The sequence below is a fragment of the Cryobacterium frigoriphilum genome, assembly GCF_004403305.1.
GTDB classification, from domain to species: Bacteria; Actinomycetota; Actinomycetes; order Actinomycetales; family Microbacteriaceae; genus Cryobacterium; species Cryobacterium frigoriphilum.
The window spans coordinates 97,857-118,636 of record NZ_SOHE01000013.1; the positions used below are offsets into that span (position 1 = coordinate 97,857).

Annotated in this window: 23 protein-coding genes and 2 tRNA genes; 12 read left to right on the forward strand and 13 right to left on the reverse strand. The window is 66.6% G+C overall.

The genetic code is table 11. The features are described from left to right. Window positions 1-151 precede the first annotated feature (151 nt). Window positions 152-1,054 (forward strand): hypothetical protein, encoded by a 903-nt coding sequence (locus tag E3T55_RS01820; protein WP_134517868.1) that lies wholly within the window; start codon window positions 152-154, stop codon window positions 1,052-1,054. On the opposite strand, the gene E3T55_RS01825 is transcribed toward E3T55_RS01820, so the two are convergent. Next, the gene (locus E3T55_RS01825) at window positions 1,029-2,072 is read right to left on the reverse strand and encodes a DUF2332 domain-containing protein (RefSeq protein ID WP_134517869.1); all 1,044 of its coding nucleotides are present in this window, start codon (window positions 2,070-2,072) and stop codon (window positions 1,029-1,031) included. The genes E3T55_RS01820 and E3T55_RS01825 overlap by 26 nt on opposite strands. A 170-nt stretch (window positions 2,073-2,242) precedes the next feature. Between E3T55_RS01825 and pepN the strand changes: the two genes are divergently transcribed. From pepN to E3T55_RS01840, 3 genes are all read left to right on the forward strand, one after another. Beyond that, window positions 2,243-4,801: an aminopeptidase N gene (pepN, locus tag E3T55_RS01830; RefSeq protein WP_134517870.1), complete on the forward strand. Its 2,559-nt coding sequence runs from the start codon at window positions 2,243-2,245 to the stop codon at window positions 4,799-4,801. A 111-nt stretch (window positions 4,802-4,912) separates the two neighbouring features. Continuing rightward, entirely contained in the window at window positions 4,913-6,100 is a 1,188-nt protein-coding gene (locus tag E3T55_RS01835; protein ID WP_134517871.1) for a mechanosensitive ion channel domain-containing protein, read from the forward strand. Window positions 6,101-6,191: 91 nt separating this feature from the next. After that, complete coding sequence (locus tag E3T55_RS01840; protein WP_420897958.1) at window positions 6,192-6,599, forward strand: globin; 408 nt, start codon at window positions 6,192-6,194, stop codon at window positions 6,597-6,599. Window positions 6,600-6,614: 15 nt separating this feature from the next. Here E3T55_RS01840 and E3T55_RS01845 read toward each other — a convergent pair whose 3' ends face one another. Further along, complete coding sequence (locus E3T55_RS01845; RefSeq protein WP_134517872.1) at window positions 6,615-7,280, reverse strand: DUF8185 domain-containing protein; 666 nt, start codon at window positions 7,278-7,280, stop codon at window positions 6,615-6,617. Between the two features lie 72 nt (window positions 7,281-7,352). Here E3T55_RS01845 and E3T55_RS01850 point away from each other — a divergent pair, with 72 nt between their 5' ends. Together E3T55_RS01850 and E3T55_RS01855 are read left to right on the forward strand one after the other, a co-directional pair. Then, a complete protein-coding gene (locus E3T55_RS01850) occupies window positions 7,353-8,228 on the forward strand; it encodes an acyl-CoA thioesterase (RefSeq protein WP_241992787.1) in 876 nt (291 codons plus the stop codon). Between the two features lie 57 nt (window positions 8,229-8,285). Beyond that, a complete protein-coding gene (locus tag E3T55_RS01855) occupies window positions 8,286-8,714 on the forward strand; it encodes a QcrA and Rieske domain-containing protein (RefSeq protein ID WP_134517873.1) in 429 nt (142 codons plus the stop codon). 74 nt (window positions 8,715-8,788) lie between these two features. Here the strand turns inward: E3T55_RS01855 and E3T55_RS01860 are convergent, their stop codons facing one another. The 5 genes from E3T55_RS01860 to msrA form a co-directional block, all read right to left on the reverse strand. After that, window positions 8,789-9,280 (reverse strand): acyl-CoA thioesterase, encoded by a 492-nt coding sequence (locus E3T55_RS01860; RefSeq protein ID WP_134517874.1) that lies wholly within the window; start codon window positions 9,278-9,280, stop codon window positions 8,789-8,791. A gap of 6 nt (window positions 9,281-9,286) precedes the next feature. Then, on the reverse strand, window positions 9,287-10,969 hold the full coding sequence (gene ettA, locus E3T55_RS01865) for an energy-dependent translational throttle protein EttA (protein ID WP_134517875.1): 1,683 nt from the start codon (window positions 10,967-10,969) through the stop codon (window positions 9,287-9,289). 5 nt (window positions 10,970-10,974) lie between these two features. Further along, entirely contained in the window at window positions 10,975-11,502 is a 528-nt protein-coding gene (locus tag E3T55_RS01870) for a DUF6993 domain-containing protein (RefSeq protein WP_241992788.1), read from the reverse strand. Between the two features lie 36 nt (window positions 11,503-11,538). After that, the gene (locus tag E3T55_RS01875; protein WP_134517876.1) at window positions 11,539-12,054 is read right to left on the reverse strand and encodes a single-stranded DNA-binding protein; all 516 of its coding nucleotides are present in this window, start codon (window positions 12,052-12,054) and stop codon (window positions 11,539-11,541) included. 163 nt (window positions 12,055-12,217) lie between these two features. Further along, window positions 12,218-12,745, reverse strand: a complete 528-nt coding sequence (msrA, locus tag E3T55_RS01880) for a peptide-methionine (S)-S-oxide reductase MsrA (RefSeq protein ID WP_134517877.1) — start codon at window positions 12,743-12,745, stop codon at window positions 12,218-12,220. A 109-nt stretch (window positions 12,746-12,854) separates the two neighbouring features. Between msrA and E3T55_RS01885 the strand changes: the two genes are divergently transcribed. Together E3T55_RS01885 and E3T55_RS01890 are read left to right on the forward strand one after the other, a co-directional pair. Continuing rightward, entirely contained in the window at window positions 12,855-13,070 is a 216-nt protein-coding gene (locus tag E3T55_RS01885) for a hypothetical protein (protein ID WP_134517878.1), read from the forward strand. A 125-nt stretch (window positions 13,071-13,195) separates the two neighbouring features. Then, a complete protein-coding gene (locus E3T55_RS01890) occupies window positions 13,196-13,930 on the forward strand; it encodes a hypothetical protein (protein ID WP_134517879.1) in 735 nt (244 codons plus the stop codon). Window positions 13,931-14,007: 77 nt separating this feature from the next. Here the strand turns inward: E3T55_RS01890 and nadE are convergent, their stop codons facing one another. The 3 genes from nadE to E3T55_RS01905 all read right to left on the reverse strand — a co-directional run bounded on the left by nadE (window position 14,008) and on the right by E3T55_RS01905 (window position 15,276). After that, window positions 14,008-14,847: an ammonia-dependent NAD(+) synthetase gene (gene nadE / locus E3T55_RS01895; protein WP_134517880.1), complete on the reverse strand. Its 840-nt coding sequence runs from the start codon at window positions 14,845-14,847 to the stop codon at window positions 14,008-14,010. A 24-nt stretch (window positions 14,848-14,871) separates the two neighbouring features. Continuing rightward, a tRNA-Arg gene (locus E3T55_RS01900) sits at window positions 14,872-14,944 on the reverse strand. A 71-nt stretch (window positions 14,945-15,015) separates the two neighbouring features. After that, window positions 15,016-15,276: a thioredoxin family protein gene (locus E3T55_RS01905; RefSeq protein WP_134517881.1), complete on the reverse strand. Its 261-nt coding sequence runs from the start codon at window positions 15,274-15,276 to the stop codon at window positions 15,016-15,018. An 82-nt stretch (window positions 15,277-15,358) separates the two neighbouring features. Here E3T55_RS01905 and orn point away from each other — a divergent pair, with 82 nt between their 5' ends. The 4 genes from orn (at window position 15,359) to E3T55_RS01925 (ending at window position 17,875) form a co-directional block, all read left to right on the forward strand. Next, on the forward strand, window positions 15,359-15,979 hold the full coding sequence (gene orn, locus E3T55_RS01910; protein ID WP_134517882.1) for an oligoribonuclease: 621 nt from the start codon (window positions 15,359-15,361) through the stop codon (window positions 15,977-15,979). 46 nt (window positions 15,980-16,025) lie between these two features. After that, window positions 16,026-16,101 (forward strand) — tRNA-His (locus tag E3T55_RS01915). 79 nt (window positions 16,102-16,180) lie between these two features. Then, complete coding sequence (locus E3T55_RS01920) at window positions 16,181-16,531, forward strand: metallopeptidase family protein (protein ID WP_134517883.1); 351 nt, start codon at window positions 16,181-16,183, stop codon at window positions 16,529-16,531. 24 nt (window positions 16,532-16,555) lie between these two features. Beyond that, window positions 16,556-17,875: a D-alanyl-D-alanine carboxypeptidase family protein gene (locus E3T55_RS01925; RefSeq protein ID WP_134517884.1), complete on the forward strand. Its 1,320-nt coding sequence runs from the start codon at window positions 16,556-16,558 to the stop codon at window positions 17,873-17,875. On the opposite strand, the gene E3T55_RS01930 is transcribed toward E3T55_RS01925, so the two are convergent. From E3T55_RS01930 to E3T55_RS01940, 3 genes are read right to left on the reverse strand one after another with little or no spacing between them, the layout of a single operon-like run. Further along, window positions 17,872-18,489 carry an AAA family ATPase gene (locus E3T55_RS01930; RefSeq protein WP_241992789.1) on the reverse strand — a complete coding sequence of 206 codons (618 nt, stop codon included), beginning with the start codon at window positions 18,487-18,489 and terminating at the stop codon, window positions 17,872-17,874. The genes E3T55_RS01925 and E3T55_RS01930 overlap by 4 nt on opposite strands. Then, complete coding sequence (locus tag E3T55_RS01935) at window positions 18,476-19,276, reverse strand: energy-coupling factor transporter transmembrane component T family protein (RefSeq protein ID WP_134517885.1); 801 nt, start codon at window positions 19,274-19,276, stop codon at window positions 18,476-18,478. The genes E3T55_RS01930 and E3T55_RS01935 overlap by 14 nt, the downstream gene beginning before the upstream one ends. Next, window positions 19,273-20,778 carry an ABC transporter ATP-binding protein gene (locus E3T55_RS01940; RefSeq protein WP_134517886.1) on the reverse strand — a complete coding sequence of 502 codons (1,506 nt, stop codon included), beginning with the start codon at window positions 20,776-20,778 and terminating at the stop codon, window positions 19,273-19,275. Before E3T55_RS01940 ends, E3T55_RS01935 begins: the two co-directional genes overlap by 4 nt. Window positions 20,779-20,780 lie beyond the last annotated feature (2 nt).

Below are 20,780 nucleotides of genomic sequence, written 5' to 3' on the forward strand. Positions count from 1 at the left end.
TTCGTGGGCGCACCCGCCTTGGAGGCGAACACCGCGTAGGGGCCCAGGGTGTAACGGGGGTCCAACGGCCCTGACGATCCACCCTCACCCGCAGAATAATGGGTTGCAGGAGCGCCGGGGCGAACTTTTCTCGGGCCCCGGAGGAGACCCCATGTCCGTCGATTCGTCCGTCGATTTGTCCGTGGCTCCGGCCCTGACCGCGGCCCGAGCCGTTCAGCCGATCCCGGCCCGCCGCTGGCTGTGGCTGTCGATCGCCGCCGCCGTGCTGGCCGGGGCAGGGAGCGTGCTCGCACTTGCCGTCGAGGGCACCTACGGCGCCCTCACCCAGGCCTTTCTCCCCCAGGCCATCGCCCAGGACGTGGCCAACCTGGCTCTCGCCGCTCCCACACTTATTGTCTGTGCGATCCTGGCTCTGCGCGGGTCGGCCCGTGCTCATCTGATCTGGCTCGGAGTGCTCGCGTTCACGGTCTACAACTACGTGATCTACGTGTTCTCGATTCCGTTCGGTGAGCTGTATCCGCTCTGGACGGCCGTGCTGGGCCTGAGCCTGTTCGCGTTCATCGGCGGGCTCCGCACCCTCCCCGTGCCCGGAACCCGGCCCGGCGAGTCGATCGCGTCGCGATTCCGCAGCGAACGCGCGGCCCGGGTCGCCGCGTGGGTGTTGCTGGTCGTCGCAGCGCTGTTCGCCGTGATCTGGTTGTCCGAAGATGTGCCCGCTTTATTCGCCGGAACTCCTCAGCCAAGCTCGGTCGATATGGACGTTCCCACGAACCCGGTGCACACCCTCGACTACATCTTCTTTCTGCCCTCGGCGATCATCGTGGGCACCGGGCTGCTGCGAGGGCGCTCATTCGCGTACCCGGCCACTGCCGCTTTTCTGGTCTTCATGGTCTTTACCGCCATACCGATCCTGCTGACGCCATTCGTGCAGGCCGTGATCGGCCAGACCCCAGCCTGGATTCTGCTGGCCCCGATCGGCGTCCTCGGCCTCGTGATGCTCGGCAGTGTGACCTGGCTTCTGACGACGATCACCCGGCCGGTCGCGGCGAGCTGACGCTGTCGGGCAGCCAGCGGATGCTGCGCCCATGGGGCTGGGTGAACGCGAGGGGTTCGCCGTCACGGGCAAGTATGAAGGCGGATGTTTCGGGTGGCGTCACCGACAGCCGCTGCAGCACTCCGGGCACCACACCCTGTGCTTCGTTTGACAGCCAGCACACCGGCAGCCGCTCCATCTGGGCCGCGAACCGTTCTTTCGAGGCCGGGTCGAGGTAGAGCAGCACGGCGGTATGAAAGACCACGATCGTCGTACCGACCGGGGTTTCTGCCCGGGCGCGCGCCACGAGTGCCTCGATCTGCACGCTGAGGTCACCCTGCACGATCTCCACCGGATGCCGCCGCGCCACTCCCACCGCGGCCTGCAGCCGAGCTCTCCGGTCATCGTGTTCGGGCCAGATCAGGGCGTCGAGCCAGTCGACATCCGCGGGGCGGTTGACATCGAGCGGGTTCAGGTCGATACCGGCCCGCCAGAGAACCTCGGGCAGCCGTTCGGGGATCGGGGCCCGCCCGGTCACCACGCAGTCGAGCACGACCGGGCTGGGACCGTCGGCGGGGTGCAGCATCCGCTCACCGCTGGGCAGCCGATACCGGTAGCTGTAGCGGTCAGGGTGCAGGCACAGACCGGCGGATGCCCCGACCTCGATGAGCGCGAGCGGCCCGTTTTCCGCAGCGAGCGCGGCCAGGGCCGGCAGCAGCACCGCACAGCGCCCTGCCTCGTTCGTCTGCGTCGCATGCGTCAGGGCGACGCCCTCCACCGCCTCCCAGTGCTCCGCCAGCCAGTGCGCGAAGGAGGGAAAAGGCGCCACCGGCGCCCCGAGGAAGCGCGCCGAGGTGAAGACGAGGTTCGGTTGACGTTGGGTGGGCGGCAGACGATCGATAAGGGCGACGGTCGCGGGGTCATCGGCGACTCCGCGCGCCCACTCCTCGTAGCAGGCGCTCAGGCCCCGCGCCTCGACATCGGCGAACTGGCGGTAACGCTCGCCGGTCGCGGCACTCGGATCGGTGCTGGCTCTCATCGGTTCAGCCTCATGCGCCCAGCGTAGGCAGAATCAGCGCGCTGTCACCTCCCCCGTGTCGGGGCCCGCTCATCTTGTGCCCGCAATTTGCCGGTTAGGCTGGAAACCGGGGCGAAGACGCCACAAGCGCCTCGTTTCGCCCCCTCACCGAAACCGAAATGGAGAACCTATTGCCAGGAGAAAACCTCACCCGGATCGAAGCTCAGGAGCGCGCCGCGCTCGTCAGCGTTCACTCCTATGCCGTGAACCTTGACCTCACCACGGGACCAGAGCTCTTCGCCAGCACGACCACCGTGAAGTTCGCGGCGACCGTCGGCTCCTCCACCTTCATCGATGCCATCACGCGCAACGTGCACAGCGTCACCCTCAACGGAACCGAACTCGACGCATCCGTCGTGAGCGACGGCATCCGAATTCAGCTCGAGAATCTCAGTGCCGAGAACGAGTTGACCGTCGTGGCCGACGCCGTGTACACGAACACCGGCGAGGGTCTGCACCGTTTCGTCGACCCGGTCGACAACGAGGTATACCTGTACAGCCAGTTCGAGGTGCCCGATTCCCGCCGCGTCTTCGCGGTCTTCGAACAGCCCGACCTCAAAGCCACCTTCCAGTTCACGGTGACCGCACCGCGCGAGTGGGAAGTCATCTCCAACTCCGTCACCCCCGAACCGACGGATGCCCCGGCCGGCCCCGCCGGCGAAGCCCGCGGCACCTGGGCCTTCGCGCCCACGCACACCATCTCGAGCTACATCACCGCTCTCGTCGCCGGCCCGTACGCCGTCGTGCGCAGCGAACTCACCTCGAGCGACGGCCGCATCATTCCGCTCGGCGTCTTCAGCCGCAAGAGCCTCTCGGAGTACCTCGACGCCGACTACATCCTCGAGAAGACCCGCCAGGGCTTCGCGTACTACGAGGAGAAGTTTCAGTACGCGTACCCCTTCGACAAGTACGACCAGATGTTCGTGCCCGAGTTCAACGCGGGCGCCATGGAAAACGCCGGCGCGGTCACCTTCACCGAGAGCTACATCTTCCGCTCCAAGGTCACCGACGCCGTGCGCGAGCGCCGCGTCGTCACGATTCTGCACGAGCTGGCCCACATGTGGTTCGGCGATCTGGTGACCATGAAGTGGTGGAACGACCTGTGGCTCAACGAGAGCTTCGCCGAGTGGGCGTCGACGATCGCGACCGCCGAGGCCACCGAATGGCACGAGGCCTGGACCACCTTCGCCGTGATGGAGAAGAGCTGGGCCTACAAGCAGGACCAGCTGCCCTCGACCCACCCGGTCGTCGCCACGATCACCGACCTCGACGATGTGCTCGTCAACTTCGACGGCATCACCTACGCCAAGGGCGGGTCGGTGCTCAAGCAGCTCGTCGCCTGGGTCGGCATCGATGCCTTCTTCACCGGCGTCGGCTCCTACTTTCAGAAGCACCAGTGGGGCAACACCGAACTGCGCGACCTGCTCGCGGAACTGGAGATCGCCAGCGGCCGTGAACTCGGCGACTGGGCGGCACTCTGGCTCGAGACGGCCGGCGTCAACACACTGCGCCCCTCGATCACCGTCGACGACCTCGGTGACATCACCGCGTTCACCGTGCTGCAGACCGCCGCGGCGGACTACCCCACGATTCGCCCGCACCGCCTCGCGATCGGCTTCTACGACTTCGACGGCGACAAGCTCGTGCGCACCCACCGCGTCGAGCTCGACGTCGACGGAGCGGCGACGGATGTCCCCGAGCTCGTCGGCCGCGCTCGCCCGGCCCTCGTGCTGCTCAACGATGACGACCTCGCGTACGCGAAGATCCGTCTCGACGAGGTCTCGCAGGCCACGGCAATCGCGCACCTCGCCGCGATCGAGAGCCCGCTGACCCGCGCCCTGGTCTGGGGCTCGGTCTGGGACGCGACCCGCGACGCCGAAACCCCGGCGCGCGATTTCGTGTCGCTCGTGCTCGGCAACATCGGCACCGAAACCGAATCGACGATCCTGCGCACGGTACTCGGCCAGGTCATTCTCACGGCCAGCTATTACGTGGCCCCGGAGCGCAGCACCGGCACCCTCGAGCAGGTAGCGGATGCCCTCTGGGCGCTCGCGACGTCGGCGGAGGCCGGCAGCGACGCCCAGTTCCAGTTCGTGAAGTTCTTCGCCTCCGTCGCCTCGACCGACGCGCACCTTGCCGCGGTCGCGGCCCTGCGTGACGGCTCGGCGCCGCTCGCGGGCCTCGAGATCGACACGGACCTGGCCTGGGAACTGCTGATCGCCCTCGTCGCCGGCGGCCAGGCCGGCACCGCGCAGATCGACGCGGCCCTCGCGGCGGACAACACCGCGACCGGTGCCCAGTCGGCCGCCAACGCGCGGGCGTCACTGCCCACGGCCGCCGGCAAGCAGGCCGCCTGGGACTCGCTGGTCGTCGTCGACACGGCGCCGAACACGATCGTGCGCACCACCGCCGCCGGGTTTCTGCGGGCACACGACAAGACGCTGCTCGAACCCTTCGTCGCCCAGTACTTCGATGCCCTGCAGACTGTGTGGGAGGCCCGCAGCTTCTCGATCGCCGAGGCACTCGTGATCGGCCTGTACCCGTCACCGCTGTCGAATCAGGCCCTGGTTGACGCGACCCGGGCCTGGCTGGCCGCGAACGACCAGCCGGTCGCGCTGCGTCGCCTGGTGATCGAGAACCTGGCCGGCGTGGAACGATCGCTCGCCGTGCAGGCCCGCGACGCCCAGTAGCCCAGAACCGCTTTTCCTGACAGCCGAGGCCCCGCATCCCTAACGGATGCGGGGCCTCGGCCGGTGCTGTCCCAGACTTCACCGAAAGCGTCTGCCTAAACTGGCAGCACTATGAACTGGGATACCGTGTGGACCGACTTCGAGGCCTACCTGGCCAAAATCAACTGGATCGGCATCTGGGAGACGCTCTTCTCGATTGTCGCCATCATCGTGCTGGCCTTCGCGCTGCGGTGGGTGCTGCAGTTCGTCATTCGGCGCGTCGTCCAGCAGATCGTGTCTGGCGTCAAGAAGAACCAAAAGGTCGACGACACCCAGGCCCTCAACGTCTCCCCCCTCGCCGCCGTACGGGTCGTACAGCGCTCCCGCACCCTCGGGTCGGTGCTCGCCAACATCGTCAACGTCTTCATTCTGATCACCGCGATCCTGCTGATCGTGCAGCGCATCAGCCCGGACATCCTCGGCTCGTTCGCGCTGCTGACGGCGGCGATCGGTGCCGGTCTCGGTTTCGGCGCCCAGAACATCGTCAAGGACATTCTCAACGGCCTGTTCATGGTCGTGGAAGACCAGATCGGCGTGGGCGACATCGTCGACGTGGGATTCGCATCCGGTGTCGTCGAGACCGTGGGAATTCGCATCACCCAGGTGCGTGATGTCGACGGAACCCTCTGGTTTGTGCGCAACGGCGAGATCCTGCGCGTGGGCAACATGTCGCAGGGCTGGGCGCGGGTCATCATCGACCTCGCGATTCCCTACAGCTCCGACGTGGAGGCCGTGCAGACCGAACTGCTGCGCGTCGCGACGGCCCTCGCGTCGAGCCGCAAGTGGCGTTCGGTCATTCTCGAGAAGCCTGAGATCTGGGGCCTCGAGTCAATCAGCGCCGAGGCCCTCGTCACCCGCCTGGTCGTCAAGACGCGAGTCTCGGCCAAGTGGGACTTCGCTCGAGACCTGCGCCTGCACATGAAGAAGGCCCTCGACGGCGTTGGCGTCTCGCTCACCCCGCTCAACAGCGTCATCATGACCGGCGCCGACGGCGCCATCGAGTCCGGCACCGAGTTCGATCCGGATGCGAGCACGATCGACGCCGCCGAAGAGGCCGCCGCGGCCGTTCCCGACGCCGTGGCGCACGTACGCACCGCGCCGGTTCCCGTGCGCCGCCAGCCGCGTGCCCCGCGCAAGTCCAAGACGGCGCCGGCCGAGGCGCCCGCCCCGAAGACCCCAGCCCCGAAGACCCCGGCGAAGCCGCTGCCGGTCGTCAAGTCCGCTCCGGACCCGCAGACAAGAGGCGACGACGGCGACTAGAGGTTGCGCGTGGCAGACTTGACGAGTGACTTCATCGAACCCTGAACCCAGCACCAGCCCGGCGTCGCCGGTCGGACCTTCCGAGATCCGTATCCGCGACGGCAAGAACGGCGCCGTGCTCGGCACCACGTTCTACGAGCAGGTCGGCGGGCGGGCGTTCTTCGAGAAGCTCGTGCACGAGTTCTACAAGGGCGTCGCCACCGACGAACTGTTGAGGCCGATGTACCCCGACGCGGACCTCGGCCCCGCCGAGAACCGGCTCGTGATGTTCCTCGAGCAGTACTGGGGCGGCCCCGGAACCTACAGCGAACAGCGCGGCCACCCGCGGCTACGCCAGCGCCACCAGGGGTTCAAGGTCAGCCCGAAGGCCCGTGACCACTGGCTCGCCCACATGCGCGTCGCCGTGGATTCCTGCGACCTACCGCCGCTTCAGCGGGAGACGCTCTGGGACTACCTCGACCGCGCCGCGCAGTCGCTGCTCAATACCTTCGACGACTGATCCGGCCGAACCCGCCTAGCTTTTCACGAGGACGTGTCCGCGGGAGGTGCTGAGGCGCATCCAGGACCCGGCCTGAAAGAGCCGCACGGGTTCATCCGCGCTCAGAAAACCCAGGCTGAAGGCGGCGAAGGCGGCACCCGCGGGCACTCCGGTCAGGTCGCCGAGGCCCTCAAGCGGTCGGCCCCAGACCTCGGAGCGCACCCGCTGCACGATCTGTTCGCCGGTTCCGGTGGGGATCACCGCGGCAACCTCATCGATTCCAGCACGGGCGGCGGCCTCGAGGGCGGCGGCATCCGCGTGCCCACGCGGCTCCCAGCCCGAGCGCGGCGGGGAAATACCCGCCCAGCTGACCGTGGTGGTCTCGAACGGCACCGGAACGGGCACCGGGGCATCCGTCACTCGGTCCGACACCGGCAGGTGCGCGATGCGATCGAGCACCGCGCGCACGGTCACGACGGTATTGAGTACGACCGGTTCGGTGAGCCCGAAGGTGCGCAGGCCCAGCACCGTCGGGCTCGAATCGAGCAGCCCACGCCGGTAGAGCACAGCGCTGTACACGAGCAGCACGGTGTCGGCGGCGATCAGGCGCACCGAACCGTCCTCGACGCGGGCGGCGCGGGCGAGGTACACCTGCAGGTCGCTGAGGGCATGGGAATCGCTGAGAGAAATTGTGGTGCTCATCTGCAATCTAAACTACCAAGGTAGGGTGACTGTTCTTGTCGGCCGCGATCATTCCCCGCCTGAGGAGGCTCCATGCACATTCCAATGCAGGGTTTTTTGACCGCCCTCGACCTGACCGACACCGGCGCCCGCACCGACGAAGACATTTTCACGGGTCCCTCACAGTGGATGCCGCTCGGCCGTGTTTTCGGCGGGCAGGTACTCGCACAGTCCCTCGTCGCCGCAATGCGCACCGTGCCGGACGATCGGCACGTGCACTCGATGCACGGCTATTTCCTGCGGCCCGGCGACGTCAACCACCCGATCACCTTCTCGGTCGAGCGCATCCACGACGGTCGGTCGTTTTCCACGCGGCGCACCCAGTGCTACCAGAACGGCGTGCCGATTCTGTCGATGATCGCGTCGTTCCAGGACTCCGACGAGGGGCTCGAGCACCACATCGAGATGCCGGCTGACGTCCCCGACCCGGAATCGCTGCCGACCGCACAGGAGTCCCTGAAGCACATCGACCACGGCGTGGCCCGTTTTTGGTCGACGGAGCGCCCGTTCGACATGCGGCATGTGCCGTCACCGATCTACCTCAAGGTCGACGGGGAACACACCTCACGGCAGGCCGTGTGGATGAAGACGTTCCTGCCGATGCCCGACGATCCCGACCTGCACCGTGCGGCACTCGCCTACGCGAGCGACTACTCGATCATGGAGCCGATCCTGCGCCGCCACGGCGTGGCGTGGTCCTCCCCCGGCCTCAAGGTCGCGAGCCTCGACCACGCCATGTGGTGGCACCGTTTCGGCCGGGTCGACGAATGGCTGCTGTACGTGCAGGACTCCCCCTCGGCTCAGGGCGGCCGCGGGCTGGCCACCGGCAGCATCTTCAGCCGCGAGGGCGTGCTGCTGGCGACCGTCGCCCAGGAGGGCATGTTGCGCGTTCCCATCGTTCTTGAATAGCGTGGAGACCGTGTTGCCGTACGCTTTCCCCCCGATCCGCTGACCCCGAGGAGCACCATGACGAACACGTCCGACCTGTCCCGCCGATCCCTGCTCGTTCTCGGCGGGGCCGGTTCAGCCCTCGCCCTGGCGGCGTGCGCTCCCTCCGGCTCAGAAACGGATGCCGAGACCCCCGACGCGAGCGCCTCGAGCGCCCCCGAGCAGGTCGCCACGCTCGCGGAGATCCCCGTCGGCGGCGGCATCGCGGTCATGGTTGCCGGGCAGCCCGTCGTGCTCTCCCAGCCGACCGCTGGAACGGTCGTGGGTTTCAGCGCGATCTGCACGCACCAGGGCTGTGTCGTCGCCCCGGTCGGAGCCGAGTTCGACTGCCCGTGCCACGAGTCGAAGTTTGACGGCACGACCGGTGACGTGCTCGGCGGGCCGGCTCCGCGCGCGCTCGACGCCGTGACCGTGACGGTCGACGGTGAGGCCGTGCTCGTCGGTTAGCCGCTCGCGCGGCCCCGTCACGACAAGCGGATACGACGCTCACGAACGCTCAAGCCATCCGCTTTTCGTCACGGTCAGCGTCGGGCGAAGACCACCGGTTCATCGAGGTAGGGCGTCCAGGCGGCACGCTCGACATCGTTGATCCTGCGGGGGCGCTCGCTGTGCGCGTCGACGAGCACGATCGTTGTACTGGCACGAGCAAACAGCAGCTCGGGCGCTACCCCGACCGGACTCCACACCTCGTAGCAGACATCGAGGCTCGCGCCGCCGAGCTTGCCCAGCCAGAGCCGCACATCCAGCGGCTGGCGCAGGTACGGCACCGGCGCCAGGTACTCGATCTCCTGACGTGCGATGAGGCTGAGCGTCGCCGCCCCCGGTCGCCCATCGAGCACCGCGGTGCTCACGACGGTCGTGCTCGCGCCGACCGCCGGAGCATCAGCTTCGTCGGTCACCCAGAACGCCTGGATGCGCGCCTCTTCGAGCAGGCGCAGCATCTCGGCGTTGTTCACGTGCCCGTAGGCATCGAGGTCTGACCAGCGCAGGCTGATCGGTACGTGCAGCTTCACGCTGGCCTAGTCCCGGGTGAGCTTGCGATACGCGGACCGGTGCGGCTTCGCCGCGTCGGGGCCGAGGCGCTCGATCTTGTTCTGCTCGTACGACTCGAAGTTGCCCTCAAACCAGTACCAGTTGGCCGGGTCGGCATCCGTTCCCTCGTAGGAGAGGATGTGCGTGGCGACGCGGTCGAGAAACCACCGGTCGTGAGTGATGACCACGGCACAGCCGGGAAACTCGAGCAGGGCATTTTCGAGCGAACCCAGGGTTTCGACGTCGAGGTCGTTAGTGGGCTCGTCGAGCAGCAACAGGTTGCCGCCCTGCTTCAGCGTGAGCGCGAGGTTGAGGCGGTTGCGCTCTCCACCGGAGAGCACGCCAGCCTTCTTCTGCTGGTCGGGGCCCTTGAAGCCGAACGTCGACACGTACGCGCGCGAGGGAATCTCGGTGCGGCCGACCTGAATGTAGTCCTGCCCGTCGGACACGACTTCCCAGAGGGTCTTGTTCGGGTCGATGCCGCCGCGGTCTTGGTCGACGTAGGAGATGTCGACCGTCTCACCGATGCGCAGCTCGCCGCCGTCAAGCGGCTCCTTGCCGACAATCGTCTTGAACAGTGTCGTCTTACCGACACCGTTCGGGCCGATGATGCCGACGATACCGTTGCGGGGCAGGGTGAAGCTCAGGTTGTTGATCAGCAGGCGACCGTCGAAGCCCTTCTCGAGCTTCGTGGCGTCGATGACCTGGGCTCCGAGGCGCGGGCCGACCGGAATCTGAATCTCTTCGAAGTCGAGCTTGCGCGTACTTTCGGCCGCGGTGACCATCTCTTCGTAACGGGCCAGGCGCGCCTTCGACTTGACCTGACGGCCCTTGGCGTTGGAGCGCACCCACTCGAGCTCGTCGGCGAGCCGACGGCTGAGCTTGGCGTCTTTCTTGCCCTGCACGAGCAGACGCTCCTGCTTCTTCTCGAGGTAGGTCGAGTAGTTGCCCTCGTAGGGGTACAGGTGACCTCGGTCGATTTCGGCGATCCACTCGGCGACGTGATCGAGAAAGTACCGGTCGTGGGTGACGGCGAGCACGGCGCCCGGGTACTTGGCGAGGTGCTGCTCGAGCCACAGCACGCTCTCGGCATCGAGGTGGTTAGTGGGCTCGTCGAGCAGCAGCAGGTCGGGCTTCTGCAGCAGCAGCTTGGTCAGCGCCACGCGGCGCTTCTCACCACCCGACAGGTTGGCGACGGAGTAGTCTCCCGGCGGTGTGCGCAGCGCGTCCATCGCCTGCTCAAGCTGGGAGTCGAGGTCCCAGGCATCGGCGGCGTCAATGGCCTCCTGAAGAACACCCATCTCTTCGAGCAGAGCATCGAAGTCGGCGTCGGGCTCGGCCAGGGCGAGGCTGATCTCATTGAAACGATCGACCTTGGCCTTGATCGGGCCGACGCCCTCCTGCACGTTTTCCAGCACCGTCTTGGTCTCGTCGAGCTGCGGTTCCTGCATGAGGATGCCGACGCTGTAGCCGGGCGACAGGCGGGCTTCACCGTTGCTCGGTGTATCGAGGCCGGCCATGATCTTGAGGATCGTGGATTTTCCCGCGCCGTTCGGCCCGACAACGCCAATCTTGGCGCCGGGGAAGAACGACATGGTGACGTCGTCGAGGATGAGTTTTTCGCCGATTGCCTTGCGGGCACGGACCATTGAGTAAATAAATTCGGCCATAGTGCTTACCAGTCTATTGAACGGGTGGTGCCCACGAGACACGTGCCCGAAGCGAGGGGGGCGGTGACCGCGCTGTGATAGCCGCCGCTTGCCGGTCCGTTCTGTCCGAGCAGGCATTCCCCGTTGAAGCGCACGGCGAATTGAATCGTGTCCGCGGCCAGGTCGACCTCGGTGCGATCAAAGGTGACCTCCATCTGGGTCTTGTCGAAACCGGCCGCGGTGAGTGCGTCAACATACGACCGCCCGTCGATCGCGGTCACGGCCGACGCAACCGAATCGAAGTACGCCAAGTTAGCGGCGGCGCTGGCGTCGGGATCCAGCACGAGCGCCGGGGCGGCTGTCGCGGTCGGGCTCGCAGACTCGGTCACCGCGGGCGCCTCGGTCGGGGCCGGCGCGCTGTTCGTGCACGCGGCGAGTGTCAGACTCAGCCCCAGGGCGACGCCCACGCTGAGAGTGGTGGTGACGGCCCGCACCATCTTTCCGGGATCGCTGCCGACCGCGGCCACTGGCCTGCTGGAAACGTTCCGACGCACGCGTAGTTCCTCCCCGTGGGCACAGTCGTGCCGACCCTAGAAGTCTACGGGGGCCAGCGCCGAAGCACCGAAGGGTGCCGGCACAGCGGGTTCCGGTGCACGGTCGACCGCTTCGTCGGACTCTGAACCGGAATCAGAATCCACGACCCGGCCCGGGTTGAGGGCGGTACCGGAGTTCGGCGGCGTCTGCGCGGTCATCCCCGTGCGGATCGCGGTCGTCATGCACCAGTTGAGGTCGTGGCCGAGCGACTCCGCCGCGACCTCGATCGTCATGCCCGACCGGTCGCCGCTTTTCCAGTCCCGCAGCCGCAGCCTGCCCGTCAGCATCACGTGCTGCCCCTTCTGAACCGACCGCGCCACATTGCGCGCGAGCAGTCGAAAGGTCGACACGGTGTACCAGTTGGTGCCGGCGTCGACCCAAGAGTTCGTGGCGCGGTCGAAGCGTCGCTGTCCGGAGGCCAGCCGGAAGGTTGTGATAGCCAGGCCGTCGGTCGTGACAATGTGGCGCGGGTCAGTGGCCACAATCCCGGTCAGGGTGATGCTGTCAATCATCGTTCTCTCCCCACACTCGCGGTGTGCGCAGGCGATGTGCTGCGCACTTCGAGTGTCGACCAGCCGCGAGCCCACCGGGCGGGCAACATCCGCTTGGTGGCAGAGTTGCTCGCCGGGGCGCCCTGTGGAGGGATCGTCCCTCCACGCGAACGCTGGAGGGCGATTACTGGCTGATCAGGTATTCCGAGTAGGACTTGCGAATTTTGTTCACCTTGGGCAGAGCGACGGCCATGCAGTAACCCTGGCCGGGGTTCTTGGCAAAGAAATCCTGGTGGTAGTCCTCGGCATCGTGGTAGACGCCGAGTGGTTCGATCGTGGTCACGATACCGGCGCCCCACCACTCGGTGGCGCGGGTGCGGGCGGTCTCGAACAGATTTCTCTGCTCCTCGTCGGCGTAGTACATGGCCGAACGGTACTGGGTGCCCACGTCGGCGCCCTGACGGTTCAGCTGCGTCGGGTCGTGCAGGGTGAAGAACACATCGAGAATCACGCTCGCCGGAATGACCTCGGGGTCAAAGGTGACAGCGACGGCCTCCGCGTGTCCGGTACGCCCGGTGCAGACCGACTCGTAGTTCGGATTGGGCGTCGTGCCCCCGGTGTACCCCGAGACGACGTCGCTCACCCCCCGCAAGACCCGATAGACGGCATCGAGACACCAGAAACATCCACCTGCGATCACAAAAGTTTGCATTGTTTCAGCGTAACCGCCCCAACCGGTCGGGCGCTGAGAATGTCGGTGGGTGCCGATACCGTGCAGACAAACAGAACCACCACCCGCACCGACCATTGACGGAGGAATCATGACCACGAAACTGACCCACAGCATCAGTCTCATTCCCGTGCGTGACGGACTCTGGCGGGTGACCGCCCGCAGCGGCACGGTCCTCGGGCACGTCGAACGGCGCTCAACCTCGAATGGTGACCGCTTTACCGCCAGGCGGCTGGTCTTCGGAACCCTGACGCGCGAAGTCGGCGAATTCTGGCACCTCTCAGACGCGAGTGACTGTTTTCGCTGAACGCTCGGGCGAGAGCACGCTGACGGTGGCGCGCTGGCGGCTCGGCATCACGATTCGCGAGGACAAGTCATGGCACGCCGAGAATGTACCAAGAATCGCCCGAACGGGCAGGTAATGTGCCGCTCATGCAGTCGTTGACGAACTTCGTAGACTGGCTCTTTGGAGCCGACGCCCAGCCCGTGATCTTTAGCGCGGTCGTATTCATCTGTGCGATCATCGTGGGCAGCGTGCTGGCCGCATGGATCTCCCGCGGAACCGTTCGGAGCGTGCTGGCTCAGCGTGACCACGAGACCAAGGCTGCCGCGATCGGAACACTCATCGATGCGGCGACCGAGGCATCCGTCTGGAACTCCCTGACGCCGGCCGAACAGGTGCTGAGCGACCGTGCCGTGGGACAGGCCGACATTCAACTGCGCCTGCTGCCGGTCAAGAGCTCCGGCATCGCGGCGAACTGGGCGGCTAATCAGCTCGCCGAACTCAAGCGCACCTCGGCCACCTTCGGCTACCAGCTGGAGCCGGCGCTGATTGAGTTTCGTGACCGTCTCATCGACTGGCAGAACAAGCCGAACCGAGCCCGCAAGGTCTTTCAGGCCGACCTCGACCGGTGGAAGCTGCAGAGTTCCAGCTCGGACAAGGCCGTGCTCGCGGAACAAGACGCCTGGGTCGCACAGCAGCACCACGACAAGTACACCGCCCCTGTCGCCGCCCCCGAGTTCACGCCGCTCGCGCCGACTCCGGCGCGCCAGCTGCCGTCGACGTACCCGGCAAACCCGTCTAACCCGTCGACGGAGACCCAACAGCTGCTCGATGACGTGAACGCCCTCGAGGTGCGCGGCTCGGAGCCACTCACGCGCCCCTAACCTCTGCGTCACGCTCGACCCCAGGGGCGATACCCGGTTCACGCCGGAGTATCGCCCCTTGTGTGCACAGCGGCAGATCAGACCGTGACGGGCGCTGACTGCCACCAGTCGTCGAAGAGCGACGCCGGTACCCGGCGTTTGTGCTCGGTGTTCAGATACCGAGTTTCAATGGTCTCGGCGATGGCCTCGTCAACCGGCAGCCCCTCGAGGTAATCGTCGATGTGCTGGTAGAACAGCCCGAGGTTGGTTTCGTCGGTCTGGCCCGGATCGTTGTCGAGCAGGTCGGCCGTAGGGGCCTTGAGGTAGAGCCGTTCCGGGGCGCCGAGTTCGATCAGCAGCGCCCGCCCCTGGCGTTTGGTGAGCCCGGTCAGCGGAAGAATGTCCGTTCCGCCGTCGCCATACTTCGTGAAAAACCCGGTCACGGCCTCTGCGGCATGATCGGTGCCCACGACCAGCAGATTCTTCTGACCGGCGAGGGCATACTGCGCGATCATGCGTGAGCGCGCTTTCACGTTGCCCTTGGTGAAATCGCTGAGGGGCTCGTGCGCACTGTCCGCATACTCGGCCTCGAAGCCGAGCACCGCGCGCTCAATGTTGAACACGACGGAGGACTGTGGGGCGATGAAGCCCAGCGCGAGCTGGGCATCGTCTTCGTCCCGCTGCACGGCATACGGAAGCCGCACCGCGATGAAGGTCAGAGCGCGTCCGTCGGCGGCGAGTTCGTCGATCGCAAGTTGGCACAACCGACCGGCGAGGGACGAATCCTGACCACCGCTGATACCCAGTACCAGACCACTCGACCCGGTGCGGATCAGGTAATCCTTGAGGAACTGCACCCGGCGGCGGATCTCTGCGGCCGGTTCGATGGAGGGTGAGACATTGAGTTCCGCGATGATTCGCGCCTGTTGTTCTCGCATACTGCAGCGTAGCAATTGCGCAGGTGCCCCCGGTAGGAATCGAACCTACGACAAGCGGATTAGAAGGCCGCTGCTCTATCCACTGAGCTACGGGGGCTCACGGCGCTCGTCAAGGATAGCAAACCCGGGCGCTGGCACCGCAATCGTGCGACGCGTTGCGCCGCGGGGCTACAGCGCCTTGGCGGCCGCGACGAGAACCTGGGCCACAGACGGCACACCGGCGGCACGAAAGACCTCGGTGCCCTCGGCATTCTTGACAATGACCGTGGGTGTGTTGCGGATGCCGTTGGCCTCGGCCTCTTCCGTGTCGTGCGCCACGTCGAGCTCGCGCACGATCGCCTGCGGCACGAGCGCGCTCACCTGGGCCAATACGGCACGGGTCTGCATGCACGGTTCGCAGAATGCGGAGGAGAAGAACAAGAATTCCATGCAGCAAGTCTACGGTTCAGCTGCAACACCGCCGAAAGCCCCGACCGACGCCACCGTCGGTGCCCGCGGTTAGACTCGGAGCATGATAAATAGCACTGACCGGTTGGTGTGGATTGACTGCGAGATGACCGGGTTGAACGTGGAAGTCGATGAATTGGTCGAAATCGCCGTCGTGGTGACGGACTTCGACCTCAACATCATCGACCCCGGGCTCGACATCATCATTAAGCCCAGCGCATCCGCTCTTGAAAACATGAACGACTTCGTGCTCAACATGCACACGACGTCGGGACTCCTCGACGAGCTTCCGAACGGTGTCAGCACCGCGGAGGCCGAGTTCCAGGTGCTCGAGTACCTGCTGAGGTTCATTCCGGCCGAGCATAAGGCTCCGCTCGCCGGCAACTCGATCGGCACGGACCGCGGATTCCTGGCTCGCTACATGCCGCGCCTCGACACTCGACTGCACTACCGCAACGTCGACGTGTCCTCCATCAAGGAACTCGCCCGCCGTTGGTACCCGCGCGTCTACTTCAACGCGCCGCCTAAAGACGGTGGACATCGTGCGCTCGCCGACATCCTCGAGTCCATTCGCGAGCTTGCCTACTACCGCCAGACGGTGTTTGTCGCCGAACCGGGCCCCACGAGCGACCAGGCAAAATCTCTCTCGGCCTCGGTCGTGTCAAACTTCACCGCTCAGGTGTAATAGACTCTATGAGTTGCCCTCGTTCGTAAGTCTGAGGCGGCACATGGTGGGTATAGCTCAGTTGGCAGAGCGCCTGGTTGTGGTCCAGGAGGTCGCGGGTTCAATCCCCGTTACTCACCCCATGTATATGAAGCCCCGGCAGTTCTCTGCCGGGGCTTTTTCGTCGTCGATCCCGGGCGCCGCGCGTGACATGCTGAAGGAATGCTGCAGCTTGACACTTCCGAATTCGAACGCCTCGTTGTCGATGAGCTCGACCTGCTGCCCGATGACATGGTCGACGGGCTCGACAACATCATCTTCGTCGTCGAGGACCGTCCCGAAGATGGAACCCTCGACACGCTAGGGCTCTACGACGGGGTCGCCCTGACCGAGCGGGATCAATACGGCTTCGGCGAGATGCCCGACCGCATCATTCTCTACCGGGAGCCCCTGCTCGCCATCTGCGAGAATCTGGACGAGTTGCGCAACGAAGTGCACGTCACGCTCGTGCACGAAATTGCCCACTTCTACGGCATTGATGACGACAGGCTGCACGAACTCGGCTGGGGCTGACCTCGTTCGGGCTAGCCTGAACGCATGAGCAGATTTCGCCCCGGCCGGTTTGTCGGCATTCTGACCGGCACGATTGTGATTCTGGGTGTCGGGGTGTACGGCCCGGCGACGCTGCTCGGCCCCCTGCCCGCGGCCACGATGACGCTCGTCACCCCCGAAGCCGTCGTGTCGACCGTGTCACCGCCGGCGCTGCCGGCCGCCGGCGCGAGCGCCATCGTGACGCTCGGGGTGACGAGCCCGGCGAGCACCGACGCCGACAGCAGCGAGTCCACGCCCGACCCGGATGCCGCCGCCGAGACCGCCGAGACCGTCGCTCCGATCGCGGTCGGCGGCACGGCCGAGGCGCTGCCGATGGCCTCAATCGCCAAGGTCATCACGGCGCTCGTCGTGCTCGATGCCAAGCCGGTCACCGACGGTGCCGGCCCCACGATCACGCTCTCCACCGCCGACTATCAGTCTTACCTCGACTACACCGGTCAGGGTTCGCGCAGCCTGGCGGTCTTCCAGGGCGAAACCTGGACCGAACACGAAATGCTGCAGGCCATGCTGCTGGGATCCAGCAACAACCACGCCGATTCCCTGGCCAGCTGGGCCTTCGGTTCGGTGGCAGCCTACGCCGAGGCCGCGAACGAGTGGCTCGCCGCCACCGGTTTCAGCGGCACTCGCGTGGTCGACGCCACCGGGCTCGACGAGCAGAGCGCGGGAACGGGAACCGATCTCGCCCGGCTCGCGGCCCTCGCCGCGACCGACCCGGTCGTCTCCGACATCATCGCCCACCCCGCATCCGCTCTGGCAGGGCGCCGTGGCGTCGAAAACAAGACCGCGTTTCTGTCCGACGAGGGCGTGAACGGCATCTCGAACAGTTACACCGACGCCGCGGGCCGCTGCCTGCTGTTCACGGCGAACATCGTCAGCGGTGAGTCAACCTTCGTCTTCGCCGGCGCCATCGTGGGCGAACCCGATGAAGACACGCTCGAGGCGGATGTGACGGCTCTGATGAAGAGCGCCCAGGCAGGAGTCACCGAACTGCCCCTGCTGGCCGCAGGCGCCGCCTACGCCTCGTTCGATACCGCGTGGGGCGAGACGGCGTCTGCCGTCGTCGGCGTGCCCAAGACCGCGGTCGGCTGGCAGGCCGTAGCGACACGTGACCCCGAGGTCTCCATCGAACCGTTCACGACGTCCCGCAAGGGTGAGACGATCGGCCGGGTACGGGTGCACACCGGTGACGGCAACACGGTCTCCTCGCCACTCGAACTCGACGCGACGATCCGTGACCCCGGTGCCGGCTGGCGGCTCTTAAACCCCGGGCCGGTCATCGCTGCCCTGATCGAGAGCCGCAGCTAACTCGCGGTCAGTGTGTGCGTCGCCCACCGCTCGGGCGTCTCACGGGCACGGTAGGCCTCCCAATCGGCCTGCCACTGGTCCCAGTGCGAGCGAAACAGGTCTCCGTCACGGTCGAGCGCACGCCGCTTGCGCAGTGCATCGTCGGCCGTGAGCCAAACGCGCACGTCGCTCAACCCGGCATGGACCGCCGCGAGGGCGCCACAGCCCTCCACGATGAGCGGATGTCCCGGGTCGACTTCGTGCCATTCCGCCGGTTCTGCGCGGTCCCAGTCGTAGCGCTGCCAGGCGGCGCGTTCGCCCTGGCGGCGCGGGCGCAGTACCTGCTCGGTGAGCTGGTCGATGGCGGCGTCAAGTCCGGCCCAACCCGGGTAGATGTCGTCGAGACGCACGAGCGTTGGGCGCGGCCCGGTGCCGGGCCAGTGCGCGACGAGCACGTCGGCGAGGGTGCTCTTGCCCGCCCCGCTCGGTCCGTCGACGAGCACCACGCTGTGCGGCCCGCATCCGGTGAGTGCGCGCAGCACCGGGGCAGCGAGGGCCGCCGCGGCGACGTGCGGATCGGCAATGTGTGGATCGGCAATGTGCGGATCGGCAATGTGCCGATCAGGCGAGGACAAAGTTCCACTGGCCCGTCGCGACCGAGACCGTCACCGCGAGCAGCGCGATGGCGAGGCCGACGGTCAGGAGAGCCCATTCTCGGCGTCCAAAGGTGGATTCTCGGGCCCAGGTGCGCTCAATTGGCGCCCCGAAACCCCGGGCTTCCATCGCCGTCGCGAGTTTACTGCCGCGCCGAATCGACAGCACGAGCAGCGCGAAGGCCTGATTGAAGAAGCGACGGATGGCGCCAGAGTCGCCGATACCGCGAGCCCGGCGGGCGAGTTCGAGTGCTCGCCAGTCGTCGAGGAACAGGCCGACCATGCGCAGTCCGGCGAGGCCGCCCAGCACGAACCGGGCCGGCAGCTTCGCGACCTGCCCGAGTCCGTCGGCAAGGTCGGTCGGGTCGATCGTGATGAAGAGCACCACCGCGGGTAACCCGATCGCCAGGACACGCAGCACCGTCGCGACGGCCAGTTCGATGGAGCCGTCCGTGACCAGTACGAGGCCGAAGGACCAGTGCACCGTGCCGGCCGCCTGGCCGTACAGCAACGTGGTGAGCCCGGCAGCAGGGGCCGCGATCCAGACCAGTGCCGTGCGCACAAAGAAGACCTTCAGGGTGAGCCCGGCCCACATGAAGAGCACGAGTTCACAGGCCAGAGCCACGCTCGCCGACACCCAGTCGATGGTGAGTATGAGCACCAGGGCCAGCAGCAGCGAGGCGCCCAGCTTGGCCACTGGGTTGACGCCCGCAATGGCCGAGCGACGCTCGCTGGCCGAACGAGGCAGTTCGGGGGCGACCGTCGTCATCGGCTGGCCACTTTCACGGGTGCGCGGTCGACGTGCGGCAGACGGTATTCCTCGTCGGCGAGCGCGGCGACGAAGTCCGCGTCGTGCGACACGGCGACGACCGCGGTGCCACCGTCGATCAATTCCCCGAGAAGACGCACGATCTCCCGCCAGGTGCGAAAGTCCTGCCCGAAGGTGGGTTCGTCGAGCACGAGCAGGCCGGGCTGGGTGGCGAGTACCGTGCCGACCGACAGGCGGCGTTTCTCGCCGCCTGACAGCGTGAAGGGGTTCGCGTCGGCGAGGTGGTCAAGCCGGAGGCGGCCCAGCAGTTCGTCGACGCGGGAGGTGATCACGGCATCCGTCAGCCCGAGAGCTCGGGGCCCCACGGCCAGTTCGGCGCGCACGGTGGGAGCGATGAGCTGATGCTCCGGGTCTTGAAATACCGTTCCGATGCGGGTGAGCAGATCCCGCGACTTCCAGCGGATGGGGTCCCCGGCGGCATGGTGTGCGAACTCACGACTGGCCACCACCCGCCCTGACGACGGTGTGAGCAGGCCGGCCAGGGTGAGCGCGAGCGTGGACTTGCCGGCACCGTTGGGTCCGGTGATGGCGACGGCCGTGCCCGATCTGATCTGAAGTTCGATGCCGGTGGCGACCACCCGCTCGGCGGAACGGGCAATGGCGAGCGAGTCGGTGCGCAGCAGCGGTTCCGACGTTGAGGTCGTGCGTCGCCGGTCGGGCAGCACGTGAGGAACGCCGGGCACCCACACCCCGGACTCGGCGAGGTGTTCGCCCTGACGCGCCAGCACGTCGCCGGGAGGTCCGTCGGCGAGCACTCCCCCGTTGCGGTCGAGCACGACGACGCGATTGACGAGATCCTGCCAGATTGACACCCGGTGCTCGATGACGAGAAAGGTCGCTTCGGATTGGTCGAGCACCCGGGCGACGGAGTCGCGCACCTCCTGCACACCCTCCGGGTCGAGATTCGCGGTCGGTTCGTCGAGCAGCAGCAGGCCGGGGCGCATGGCGAGCACCCCGGCGAGGGCGAGTCGCTGTTTCTGCCCGCCCGACAGGGCCGACGTGGGGTGGTTCAGCGGCAGGTTCAGGCCGACCATGCGCAGGGACGCCTCGACGCGGCGCCAGATTTCGGCGCGGGGCACCCCGAGGTTCTCGCAGCCGAAGGCGACGTCGTCGCCGACCCTGGCCAGAATCACCTGGGAATCGGGGTCCTGCAGCAGCAGGCCGACGCGGCCTCGTGCCTGACCGGGTTCACCTCCGTCGATGAGCAGCCGGCCGCTGTGTTCTCCCTCTTCGTCACCCCCGAGAACTCCGGCCAGGGCGTGCACGAGCGTCGACTTACCCGAACCGGAGGCACCGAGCAACAGCACGCGTTCTCCCGGCTCGATGCGCAGGTCCAGGTTGGAGACGGCCCAGGCGCGGCGACCGGCGTGCCGCCAACCCCAGCCGTTGGCGTCGATCGACACCCCCGCGACGGGACCGGATAGTGCAGTGTCGGGTGGCATGT